The organism is Ignavibacteria bacterium, from assembly GCA_016873845.1.
Lineage (GTDB): Bacteria > Bacteroidota > Ignavibacteria > Ch128b > Ch128b > JAHJVF01.
Genome location: VGVX01000001.1, coordinates 13,591 through 26,895, shown reverse-complemented (window position 1 = coordinate 26,895; position 13,305 = coordinate 13,591). Strand labels below are relative to the sequence as shown.

Here is a 13,305-nt window from a genome sequence, read left to right as displayed (position 1 = left end):
ATTTGTCCTCCGTAAAAATTTATTGACTTTCTAACCATTCTTTATGTTCTCGAGCGAAAAATACTGCAGCGCGTTCGTTTTCATCGCGGCTTTCGGAATAAAGCTGAATAACTTTATTATACCATTCGATTGCTTCTCTTTTCAAATCAAGCATTTCGTAAGCCGAAGCAATATTCACATGACAGCCAACCGCAATACTCTCAGTGGAATATTTTGTTAAAACTTTTTTTAATTCCTCAATTGCTTTTTCATATTTCCTATCGTCAAAGAACTTCATTGCTTTTTCATATTCAAGGTAAGAATTAATCTGACTAAGATCGTATATCAAATTTTCTACTTCAGCAATTTTTTCATAAGAGGGATATTTATTTTTCAACTCGGTATAATAAAGCGATGCATTTGGATAATCTTTAATATTGTAATAGTAGTCACCGATTGTAAACAAACCATGAGGAGCGTTTTCACTCTTTGGAAATTTTTGAACAAGCGATTTAAATGTTTCTATCATTCTTTCTGGTTGTTTTAGCTCATAATAGCACCATGCTTCATTGTACAATGCCACTGGCGCTAACTCAGACTTTGGATATCTTTTATATAAATTCTGATACTCTCGAATTGCTGATTCGAATTTTTTCAAATTGAACATTGACTCTGAAGCATAGTATTGCATATCAGGCGATTTCGGATCTTGAGGATATGCTGCGATAAACCTTTTCATAGTGTTATACGCGTTATCCCACTCTCCAATTTCATAGTGAGAGTATCCTTTAAATAGCAAGGCATCACGTTTGTTTTCACTTTCTGGATATTGAGCTAAAAACTTATTAAAAATGTCAATCGCCTTTTCATAGTCAGAATTATCATAATTAATAGCAGCCAATTGGAAAAGAACATTTTCAATCTCAGCGGCATTTGGGAATTTCTCAGATGCTTCGAGAAGTAATGAAACACTTTTTGGAAGCTGATTTAATCCTTTGTAACAGTTTGACAAAGTAATGTATGATGAAATTATTGTCGCAGTGTCTAATCCGTTCACTTGAAGTGATTTTTCAGAATAACTGATGCCCTCTTTATAATTACCACTTTCATAATAAATCGATGATAAAACGGAATAATATTTTCCCTTATCAATTTCATTTTCTGTTCTTGAAACTAAATCAAGAAAGATGCTAACTCCTTTTTCAGTTTTACCGCTTTTTGCATAAGATAAAGCTAATTTCTCGTTGGCATTGGAGACGTTCGCATTCATAATTGAGGTAAAAGTCTTGGAGGCAAGGCTTTCTTCTAAATCTTCGATAGCAGCTTCATAATTCTCTAATTGAAAATTTATTATCCCTCGGACATACTTAACTTGAACAGCAAAACTTTCTCTTTCGACGGCAACTTTAGAATCATCTAATATAATATTCAGCTGATTCAACGCAGATTGGTAATCGCTTTTTCCTATGTATAAATCCGCCGTACTGAAATAAATATCATTCAAATAATTGACCGAATCCTTATTCGCGACCGCCTTTTCTAAAACATCTTTTAAGAATTTCTCACCGTCATCAAACTCGGAGCGGGCAACATAGATTTTAGTAACACGATTTACTGCTGCAGGAAAATAGGGAGAATTAAATTTAACCTTGTCGAAATGTGCAAGTGCCTCATCATATCTTTTCAAATCGGCTACTGCCATCAGTATATAATAAGAAACTTCACTCGAATCAATTTTCTCCGGATGTTCTTCAAGAGTTGACTTATAAAGATTTAGGGCAGATTCGATTTCTCCGATTTTATATAATGTAAAACCAAGTTGAACTTTTGCATTTACTATTTCATTGCTCTTAGGAAATTGTTTGATCAAAATCTCAAGAGTCCTCTGTGCTTTAGAATATTCACCTAAAAAATTCAAAGATGAGGCTTGCATCGAGAGAACACCGGGCGTTAAATCGCTGTAAGCATATTTCTGAGTGAATGAATCGGAATGAGCTACAGCCCTTTGAAAATCTTTTGCGTTGTAATAATTCAGAAGCACGCTGAACTTTGCCTTATCGACACTGAAATCAATTGCATCAGCTACCTGTCCAAAACTGTTAATGTAGAAATCGAATTCTCCTGCAGCTTTGGTAAACATCTTTGCGATTTGGTAAGTCTCGGCAATTTTATATTGCATCTTAGCTTGCAGCTTTTTATTAGAAAAATTAGCATCGATTGCATCCCGATAGGCGTCAATAGCTTCATCTATTCCTTTTTCCGCGAGTGAATAATCTGCAATTTTTATCCAAGCAATTTCTTGAAGAGACGGCAAGAGTGTATAGGTCGTTATTATCGATCTATAAGCGTCGATTGACCGAGAAAAATCGCCCTTCTTTCTATAAGCATCGCCGATTTTAATATTAGCTTTTGCAACGAGCTCAAGATCAGTGCTCTCGACTTCTCTTCCTTGCGTTGCTTCGAAAATTCTTCTCTCTTTTTCAGCTTTAAGTTCAACCTTTTCCCAATCTTTTTCTGTGAAGATGGAGGGTCGAAACTTAACAACAAGTTCGCTCCAATGAACCAGTGCTGAATCGTAACTTGCACTTTCAAAATAATTTTGGGCAACCTGATATAATGCACGTGCGTAGTATTCTGTTGTAGGATACTGAGACAAGAGTCTTTCAAATGCTATACTCGAGCTGTCTAGGTTTTCGAGTTCTCGATAAGCCCAACCGATATCATAGAGTGCTTGCTCAGATTTCTTTTCTTTCGGAAAACGCCTTACTAATAATGATGCTTCCTGGATACAAGGATCAAATTTTTCAAGTTTATATAAAATGTCATATATCTGAAATTGTGCAAGTGCTGCTAATTTGTTCTCTTCTTTCTGATTTGCTACTTGGCGGAAGTAGTGAATTGCTGAATCGCCCTTACTTAGTTGTTTAAATGTATTAGCTTTTTGATATGCAGCGGCAATTCGAACGCTGACACGGAACTCATCATTTAAGATAGAGACCTTAACACTGTCTTCTTTGAGAAATGGACTCTCAGTGTAAAGAATTTTATCGTATTGTCTGATGGCATTTACATAGTCGCGCGAAACGAAATAATTCTGGCCTGCAGTGAATGCATTTCGCATCTCTTGAGGTGTCGGAATGAACACACTTAAGACAGCCGCAACTATGACTACTATTGCCTGCCACATAATTAAAATCCAGTAAAGATAGAGAAGTACAAGGTCGACTCCTCTTTTCCTTTTACTCTATCTTCAAATCGTTTAAAATCTCTTGTAGTGAATTTATATCCAAAATCGATCACAATATTATAACCAGCATACTGCGATTTATTGCTAAGAGAGAAAGCAACAGTCCTTCTATTCTCTGTTTCGAAATCATCTTTTAAATTTCTTATTCTATAAGCAGTAACCTCAATTCCCTTCAGAAATGTTATACCTTGCATACCGAAATGGAGTGTTGTATTATCAGTCAACTTATAATCAACCCGTATGATAGGAATTGTTTCTTGAAGATGTTTAGTGATTTGAGTAATAGACTGTCCTTCTTTATTTTCTGTAAACTTAGCTGATTTTTCCGTCCGAATCTTAAACTGCGGAATCACTTTCAAGGCATTATTGAAAAATGAAATTTCATATTCGATCTTGTTTACCATTCCGAAGAAAGAGATGCGTCCATCTACTTGATCATCTAACAGACGAGATTCTGGAAGAAATGCTCGCAATCTTTGACCTTGTGCAAACTGTTTGTTGAATTGGATCTTAATATTATTTTCAATTCTTAAATTCGGAATTTGAGTGAACGTTGTTCCAATATAGAGTGAATTCACCAAGCTGTTTTTGTAATTCAACGGATCTAAAACATAATCCGGAAAAGGATCAGCAGTTGTAATTACTCCCGGGAATTGATAGCTGTCGTTTGAAATATTATCGCGTACACGTTTCAAAACATAGAAAATCCTCAGCGAACCGAATCTTGGGGTAGACGTGAAATATGTAAGCTTAAAGTAATCAACATTGTTAAATCCACCTCTCAGTAATCCTCTTTCTCTCAAAATTCCAAATCCGACATTCAATGAGCTGAGCAGTTCAAGATTCGAAAATACATGATAACCATCGACATCAGGATTATATGGATAATCCGGCAAAATATCATTTTCCTGTTCATCAATTACATCGTTATTGTTCCAATCGTCTCCATAATCAAGTGAAGGCGGATCTGTATAAAAAGTTAAAAAATCCTGAGCAAAATCCGGAATACCATCTGCATTTCTATCATCATCAGGAATTCCGTCGTTATCTCTGTCTTTTCCCGGGAAAATTCCTGTATCTGGTCTTCGGAGAATTGTAGCAAGACTTACCAACTCATTTGTGTTTTGTCTGTAACCGAGTAAGAAAAAGTCACCGACTCTGTTGAGGACATCTCTATTTTTCTGTCGCGCATCAGTTGTAAAAACATTGTAATGATAAAATCCATCTTCCCATCTGTCATTATCATCATTGTCGTCCACCAATGCAAAATAAGCTCCACCCGGGATCAGTGCACCTGAAGTCGAACCGTCATAACCTAAATAATCCGGAAAAATTGGATTTGGAATTAAGTTGTCCGATGGGCTGCTGAAGAAACTATTCTCCATCGTGTAAATGTTTAATGCAGTTATATAATTACCGTCTATTCTATATCGTTCACCGCCTAAAGTTAATCTGCCTATCTTTTTCTTTGCACGAAGATACCATGCTTGGCCGGTTTTAGTAAATTCCTCACCAGATTTTTTTGTAAATCTTTGATCACGAATAATTGGATATTTGAAATGCTCGCTGCTCTGATTGAATTCACCTTCAATTTCAAATCCCTCCCAGTTGAATGAAAAATTAATCCCATAAACTTCCATTCCGGTGGCTAAACCATATGAGAAACTAACAATTTGTTTGTTCGAGGCATCCTTTACATTTCCATCTGCTCTTCGGATTGTTCTGAATGGAACCGGAGTCGCATAAATATCAGGATCGGAGTGTGAAATAAAACGTGCGTCGCCGGTATATTCATCTAAACGATTTATCCAATCATGAGCAATGTCTATTCGATAATCATTTGCCAGAATCATCTGGAAAGAAACGCTTGTTGCACCTTCAGGGATTACATAAGCATATGTTATGTTTCTTCCATCAACACTTGAGATCTGCGTTGGGTATGAAGGAGAAACTCTAGAATATCGATCTCGATAATTGATATATCTCGTGAAACTTGTAGTATCAGCACCAGCAAAGAAGTCTTTATTATTTATCCAAAAATCTGTAAAGGTCCAATATTGAATTGGATCGTTTATTGTAGTTGCACCTTGACGTGGAACCGAACCATGGATATTTACTGCTGGTCTTACAATTCCATTAATGAGAATTACTGGAGCTTGATAAACAATTGGTCCAGAGTTATCACCAGGGCTGTCATCACTTACGCGAACAAAAATTACTCTCGGAATTGCATTTGATACCACACCTTTCAAACTTGATTCTTCACTATCCAAGCTTGCCCGTCTTTGATGCTGATTCAAGTAAGTTAATCCAACCGTTAGAACGTCGCCTATGTCGGTTTCAAAGTGTCCGCCGATGAGATATTGAGTCCAATCACGAATTCTTCTCACACCATCGGCATAAAATCCTTGATCGAATCTGAACCTGATTGGATCAGAAATTCTTGAAACAAGTAAAGTTCCACGGTGCTTTGCAGAAGAACCATCCCATCTTATACCATTGAATCGTGCTTTATTCAATGTGAGATTTGTAAACTTTGTTCGAATCGCATCACCTACCATAAGACGCGTATTGAATCCGCCATAACTATCATTGCCGATAACAATATTGCTAAAATAGTTTTCATAGTATCTGGATTTTAGGAAGTTGCTCTGACCGCCTGGCAATGCGAAATCTACTGCCTGTTTCTGCGATTCATTGAACTCGATCACAGTGTAACCTTCTATGAGAAAATTTCCAAAATTGTCAAAGAATTTTTTCTTTTCAATTTTTGAGCTGTAGTTCTCGTAGTTCCTGCCCGAAAGATTTATGTATTTATCTTCGGACTTGCCAAGATTCGAAACGAATTGTCCTAAAGATATCTGTACTGAAATTGCCGATAAAAATAATATGCTGAATAAAATTTTCAACTTAACCTCCGAAATGGATTTCTGAGTTGAATCAGATGTTTTAAAAATTAAATTTTTCTTTGAGTGAGATATTTTTTTTGGGGAATCTTTCATCCTAAAATTGATATCCGATAGATAATTTATGACTTCCGCCAATCGATTTAATTTCTAATTGATGATCATAAGCATAATCAAATTTAAATTTCTCTACGAAGAGACCGAATCCACCGTTCAACGAACTCTGTTTTGAGTCAATCTTATTAACTACACCATTCAATCCCCCGCGAACATAAAAACCAGATTCAACCCCAAGCACACGAACTTTCATTGCAAGAAATTCTGCACCTAATCTTAAATAATAAGCGTCACCTTCTTTTATTCCATCTATACCTATTAAATAGTCGTAACCAGGAGAAAAATACGAAATACCTGCAGCGAGTTTCATTGGGAGAGCAGCATCTTTTGAACCGTTTTTTGCTATGCTTGGTTGAGTGATATCTTGAACAGCAGCACCAAATCTGAGATTCCCTTGTCCAAGAAAATTCTCCAAGGTATAATATGCACCAGCATCAAAGCTTAATCCGAAAAACGAAAGGGGTGCCTCTCCGGGCGCTGCGGCTGCACTCCATCTCAATAATTTTACACTTCCGCCAATTCCAAATGAGCCAACCATATTTCGTGCGTAACTCAAGATTAATGTATTCTCCTGCCAGTGATTCGTTTTTAAAAACGTAATTCCCGCACCAAAATTTCCAATCGGTTCGAAAGGAAGAACGCCTGAAGCAGTTAGATAATAAATACTTTCATCTTCAAGACCGGGAAATAAATTCGTGTAAGTGGAATTTATTTCGATTCTTTTTAAATGAGCCAAACCGGCGGGATTATAAAAGACCGAATATGGTGCATCACCAATACCGTAGTACACTCCGCCAATACCGATCACCCTGCTGTGCACACCAAGATTATCAAAACCACCGGCTTGGACAAGACTGAAACAACTAAAAATTAAACAAACTAAAATTTTCTTCACAGTTACCTCTGCCTTCTAATAAACTACTGTGATTGTTTTGGCAGATTGCTCTCCGCCATTATCTGAATCAATTACAATTTGAGCAATGTAAACTCCTGGACGAACTACTTTTCCATTATCGTCCTTGCCATCCCAATCGATTGCATTTTGAGCCACAAATGCAGCAGCACGAGCATCGCTGTCATACAAATTTTTAATTAATCTTCCCGTCAAATCAAATATTTTAATATTCAACTTTCTTAGTTGATTGCCGATCAAAACTCTTGGCTCAGCAATGTTTGCAAGGAAAAATGTCAACTGTGTTTTATCATTTATTCCATCACCGTTGGGAGTGAAGGGATTAGGAGCAATTCGATAATCAATTAATAATTTTTTTGGAACATCTGTTGTTAGAACACTCCAAGCTTCAATTCCGCTGGATTTTTTTGTATCGACTCGCTGAGGATTGCCTGGTGCATCTTTGCTAATCAATGTCGAGCTAAATCTATTCACTCCCAAGAATGGAGTGCATTTAATTTTAGCTTCAAGTGTCGATGTTGATGTTATCGGACTAGACAATGCAATGATAATTCTATCTGAAAAAGTATTCACAGAGTAAGAAACTTTAACTCCATTAATCGTTACGTCATTCAATATACTCGGCGTTGGAGTTCCGATGACAATTGTGTCAATCGAATAATCTGTTGACCCCTTATTGATTACAATTTTGTATGTAAAAATATTCTCAGTCAGAATTGTTGAATACTGCGGAGTAATGCTCGCATCAGTCGATTGAGCAACAAGTTTTGTATCGTAGTGAATAGATATGTCTTCAACTTTTGGAGTGAACAAGGTTTGAGTTCCCAATCTGATTTGGTATTGTACATACCTTCTTGGCTCAAAGACCGGGAGTAGAGTCCCAGACACAGTTGCTGAATCTTCTCTCCAATCACTCCAATTAGTATCTACTTTTGCGGTATGTCCTGTCCGGAGTCTAACAGATATTTGTGTGTCTTCCGGTTTTTCAGCGTTCCATGTTACTTTCGAAAAATTTACAGGCTGCCCAAGATCGCGCACTGTTGAGGTATAAAATCCCTCAGGCAAATACCCTTTCCCGAAAACCTGAATTTCTGAAATGACTGTGCTTTGTACTTGATCAAGAACATCAACAGTTATTTTCAGAAATCTAATATCAACAACTTTTTCGAAGAAATCATCTGTTATTCCAAATGTATTTTCCGGAACCTGTACCAATTTTTCCATCGCAAGAGTGTCAAGTCCACCGTAAATAGTGTATGCTCTTACCCGTAAGTGGGTTGGAAGATTTGTCGGTCCGTTTGGATAAAATCCTAATTGCCACATTTTTACACGATTAACAGACCGAATCGCCTGCAAATCGATCATAATGTATGTTCCTTCGCCGCCTGGTCCGGCATTCAATGATAGAATCTGAACAAAAGATGGCGAGAAGAATGATCCATCTAATAACCTGTTTGCATTTCTGGAGGCTGTATCAACCGGTAAATTTCTGCTTCTAAAAACAATATATGCAGATTTATTTCTTGCAAGATTCTCATTTTCGCCAGTTTGCAGAAGTAATTTTCCGGGTTCAGATTTCCAGTCTGCACTTGTTGTCAGAGATGAATCTACAAGATTATCATTTACGAATGTAGTGTCCGTAAGTGTGAATTGAGCAAAAGCAATTTGAATCGGAAGTAGAAAAAGAAGGAAAAGTATTTTTGAAGCTCTCATAATCAGTTTCACTCGAATGCTTTAGTGTTAATTAAAATAATTGTACAAAATTAAAAAAAATATGAAGATTCGAAAAGGATTTTTTTGGAGTGAATTGGAATTAGATTCGCTGTTAGTTTAGTCAAGATTACTTAGATGTTGTCACCGACCCGCCACTACAATTATATGTCGTGGCAGGCCGGTCGGTGACAACAAATAATTTGAGTTATTTCCCGATAGGGATTTCAGCTTCTCTGACTACAAATCATGCCTTAACATTAACCTATGTTCGATTGGATTAGATTTCACTAAATGACTTATTGTTGCATAATAATTCATTGACTGATAGTCGTAAAATTCATTTCTGTAAATAAATGTGTATGCAAATAAAATGTCACTTATTCTTGCATTAAAACCTGCTGTGAGATTGAAGGTTCTGGAACTCCCTAAATTAAAAGCTAATCTTCCGGAATCTTTAACTTTATCTTCTTGCTCTGTAGTGTATTCGGTACCAAGGTGCAAATCTAAAATATCTGTTGCAGATATTTTAATCCCCAATCTATATCTCCATGCTGAATATACTGCTGATGTCACCGAACGGTTGGTAACGGCAATCAACTATCTAAAAAAGATTCTTATCTGAATTTTTCTCTGCGAACTCTTTGGTGAATTAGCTAATCAATCAGCAGCTTCCCTTGGTCCATAATTGCAGCACCATCAACAAAAACATTCGGCTTTTTCACTAAACCGTCAAGATGACTTGACACAGTGATATTACCCCCCATCGAAACATTATTTCCGAAAGCGATGTGAATTGTTCCCATTACTTTTTCATCTTCAAGAATTTGTCCAATTATCTTTGCTTTATAGTTTGTCCCAATGCCAAACTCAGCTACAGCACGAGCATCACGCCCAGCTTTATCCAGCATTTTCACTAGTTTCTTTGCTTCGGTTCCGCCGGTAATTTTTTCCGCATAACCATTGATGACTTCAATTATAATTGGCTTCTTCAATAAACCGATTCCAGCCATCGATCCATCGATAATAACCTTTCCATTACTTTTATCTTCCCATGGTGCGAGATATACTTCTCCAGAAGGAAGATTGCCGCTATCTCCTTTATTCTTCAGTACACCGGTACTTGGAATAACTTTTCTCCCTTTCATCGGCATGATGATGTCTGTTCCAAGTTTGCTTGTAACCCGTATCTCTGAAGCATCTCTCAAAATCTCTGTCAGCAGATTTGTCATTTTTACAATTCGATCATAATCAGCACTTAGGCATCTGACCATTGTTTGTTTTGAAATTCCCGGCATAGTTCCCACTCTCACACCAAGTTTCACTGCCTCGCGCCGTGCATTTGTATGGGTGAGAGATTTTGCAGTTGGACAAATCACAACATCAAACTGCTTCATCATTTCTGCAATCGGTGGTGGCGGTTCTTGGCCATTTATTTCACGGGATTTCATTTCAACGTATACAGCTTCCTTGCATAATTTTTTTCCAACTTCGAAAAGTGCTGTACCAATTTCTTTCTTCACTTCATCAGAAATTATAAGAAGAGATTCATCTTTCTTAAGTCCCATGCAATCTGCAAGCGCAATTTTGGAAGAGTTTAATAATTTCTTATCCATATTATCCTCGCTGGTTTATTTCATTTTTTTATTTTCAAGTCCGTGACCTTGCGGACCAAGTTCAGTTCTTCTCAACATATAAGCAAAGAACAATCCGAAGAATCCAAGCGTTGAGAAGATCCACAATCCAAGGTTGTAACCATCAGGATTTGAAGCACTCGCACCAGCAAAATCATTTGCTGAACCAATCAGCCAATTCATTCCTGCAAGACCAATTTGCTGAATGAGTGTCATCAATGCATAAGCAGTCCCCAAACGATTTTCTTTAACGATGTATGCGACAGAGGGCCACATCACTGCTGGAATGAGTGAGAAAGCGATTCCCATCATCGCAATTGGAATGTATAGCGTGATATCAGTATATGCCATCATCAAATAAACTGGAAGAAGCATTATTGAACCAAATGTCATGAGTAAAGCTCGTTTTCCGATTTTATCAGCGAGCAATCCGAAAAGCGGTGTGGCTATCATTGCAGAAAATGGAAGAACAGAATTCAAAAAGCCGCCCATCTCACGAGTTGTTCCATGTGCTTCAATGAAAAATTTAATTGCAAAACTTCTGAAAGGAAAAATTGCAGAATAAAATGTTATACAAAGTGCAACAATGTACCAGAACGATTTGTTGAACTTGAACATGTTTTTGAAATCGAGCTTATCGACTTCACCCTTCTCACCAAGAATATATTTTTTTTCTGCAGTCCGTTCCAGTAAGAAATATCCAACCGCTCCAATAACGCAAGTGATCGAAATGATTATCGCAAGAAATAAAGGATCCTGCCAATTAAAATATGAACCAGACGCCCAAGTCGGAGAATTATCAGCAGCAAACGAACCAAGTCGTGCAATCGTTAAATTCAATCCAAACGCAAAACTCAATTCCTTGCCTTTGAACCATTTTGCTAGTGCAGTTGTAACTGCAACAATTAATGGTTCGGCACCTAATCCAAGAATCAGTCTACCAACAATCATAACATTAAAGTCTGATGAAACTGCAGTAATCACAGCAGCAACGAAACAGAGAATTCCAAAAACAAGAGTTGAAAGTTTTGTCCCAAATCTATCGATTAAATAACCGCCTATTAAAAGTACGACTATCGCAGCAATACTGTAGCTTGTATAAAGAAGCCCGATATTCTCGTCAGAAAAACTTAATTGCGATTTTAGTAAATCAGCAATCGGTGCTATGCTGTCATAAATATAATAATTGCCGAACATTGCTAAACTGATGAATACAAGTACTGTCCATCGATAAAATGCTGGAGGTGAGGTTTTTAGTTCCATTTAATTCGTACCTTTCAGAACTAGGAAATATTTACTGCTGCACTTTTCATGCAGCAGTATTAACTAAATTTATTTAGACGGAATATTTTGAAGAACCTTCGACAGCAAATTATAAAATGGTTCGACTGTTGAGATTTTTAATTTCTCATCCGGTGAATGAACATCATTCATCGTCGGCCCGAAAGATATCATATCCAATCCTGGATATTTCTCACCAAGTATTCCGCACTCTAATCCCGCATGAATTGCCTTGATCTCGGCATCTGTTCCGTAAAGATCTTTGTATGAACTCTTAAATACTTTCAAGATTTCTGAATCGACATTCGGCTTCCAGCCCGGATATCCATCTCCCATTTTAACTTCTGCACCTGCTAAGTCAAAAACTGCGGAAACGACATCTGCAATGTCTTCAATCTCAGTTTGAACTGAACTTCGCTGACTTGTAACGATTTTAACTTCATTGTTTTCAGTCTGAACAACTGCAAGATTTGTAGAAGTCTCTACTAAACCTGGAATATCGGGACTCATTTTAATCACACCGTGCGGGACAGCGTGGAGTGAATTCAGGAGATTCGTCTGCGTTTTTGTATCCATGACATATTCAGGATTCGTTACGGAATCAGCCGAGACACTTAAATTTGGCTCAACTGTCGCATTTTCTGATTTAACAATTGAATTAAATTCATCAACGTATTTTAGAAATTGATCTTTATTTTTATTTTCGATTGTAACAATTGCAAAAGCTTCACGCGGAATTGCATTGTGCTTATTTCCACCTTCGATTTTGCTAAGTCTTAAATTGAATTTCTTCGACGCTTGTCTAAGCAAACGAGTAATAATTTTTATTGCATTCCCCCTGCCAGTGTGAATTTCCAGACCGGAATGCCCGCCTTGCAATCCAGCAACTTTAACTTCGAAGCTTGAAGAATCAGCGGGTACGCTTTCTTTTTTGAAAGTGAATTTCGGTTGAGTATTTTTACCGCCGGAACATCCGATGAAGAAAGCACCGAGTTCTTCTGAATCCATGTTGATCAGAATTTCGCCCTTCAAAATTCCAGGTTCAAGATTAGAAGCACCTGTCAGTCCAGTTTCCTCATCGAGAGTGAACAAACATTCAATTGGACCATGTTTAAGTGAAGAATCTTCCAATACTGCCAATGCTGCGGCTACACCGATTCCATTATCTGCACCGAGTGTAGTCCCTTTTGCTTTTACCCAATCGCCATCTACATAAGGTTTTATTCCTTCATTGTCAAAGTCATGCTCGATGTCTCTATTTTTTTCACAGACCATATCGAGATGCCCTTGCAAAATCACTGGTTTCAAATTTTCTTTTCCAACTGTTGCTGTTTTTTTAATGATCACATTTCCAAATTTATCTTTAATCACTTCCAAATTTTTTGATTTAGCGAAATTAACTACATACTCAACGGCTTTCTCTTCTTTTTTTGAAGGGCGGGGGCAATTACATAATTCTTCAAAATGTTTCCATACCAATTCCGGTTTTAGTGAGCCAAGTACATTTCTCATCTAACT

General features: G+C 37.2%; 8 protein-coding genes. All 8 read right to left on the bottom strand.

Going from position 1 to position 13,305, the window contains the following annotated elements:
- Positions 1-19: 19 nt before the first annotated feature.
- The 8 genes from FJ213_00080 to FJ213_00045 all read right to left on the bottom strand — a co-directional run bounded on the left by FJ213_00080 (position 20) and on the right by FJ213_00045 (position 13,299).
- Complete coding sequence (locus FJ213_00080) at positions 20-3,166, bottom strand: tetratricopeptide repeat protein (GenBank protein MBM4174564.1); 3,147 nt, start codon at positions 3,164-3,166, stop codon at positions 20-22.
- 2 nt (positions 3,167-3,168) lie between these two features.
- The gene (locus FJ213_00075; GenBank protein ID MBM4174563.1) at positions 3,169-6,135 is read right to left on the bottom strand and encodes a hypothetical protein; all 2,967 of its coding nucleotides are present in this window, start codon (positions 6,133-6,135) and stop codon (positions 3,169-3,171) included.
- 94 nt (positions 6,136-6,229) lie between these two features.
- A complete protein-coding gene (locus FJ213_00070; GenBank protein MBM4174562.1) occupies positions 6,230-7,144 on the bottom strand; it encodes a type IX secretion system membrane protein PorP/SprF in 915 nt (304 codons plus the stop codon).
- Between the two features lie 15 nt (positions 7,145-7,159).
- Positions 7,160-8,875: a hypothetical protein gene (locus FJ213_00065; protein MBM4174561.1), complete on the bottom strand. Its 1,716-nt coding sequence runs from the start codon at positions 8,873-8,875 to the stop codon at positions 7,160-7,162.
- A 237-nt stretch (positions 8,876-9,112) separates the two neighbouring features.
- Entirely contained in the window at positions 9,113-9,412 is a 300-nt protein-coding gene (locus tag FJ213_00060; GenBank protein ID MBM4174560.1) for a hypothetical protein, read from the bottom strand.
- A 116-nt stretch (positions 9,413-9,528) separates the two neighbouring features.
- On the bottom strand, positions 9,529-10,488 hold the full coding sequence (locus FJ213_00055) for an aminopeptidase (protein MBM4174559.1): 960 nt from the start codon (positions 10,486-10,488) through the stop codon (positions 9,529-9,531).
- Between the two features lie 15 nt (positions 10,489-10,503).
- Positions 10,504-11,769, bottom strand: coding sequence for a major facilitator superfamily domain-containing protein 1 (locus tag FJ213_00050; GenBank protein MBM4174558.1), 1,266 nt, complete (start codon positions 11,767-11,769; stop codon positions 10,504-10,506).
- 69 nt (positions 11,770-11,838) lie between these two features.
- A complete protein-coding gene (locus tag FJ213_00045; GenBank protein MBM4174557.1) occupies positions 11,839-13,299 on the bottom strand; it encodes an aminoacyl-histidine dipeptidase in 1,461 nt (486 codons plus the stop codon).
- Positions 13,300-13,305: the final 6 nt, after the last annotated feature.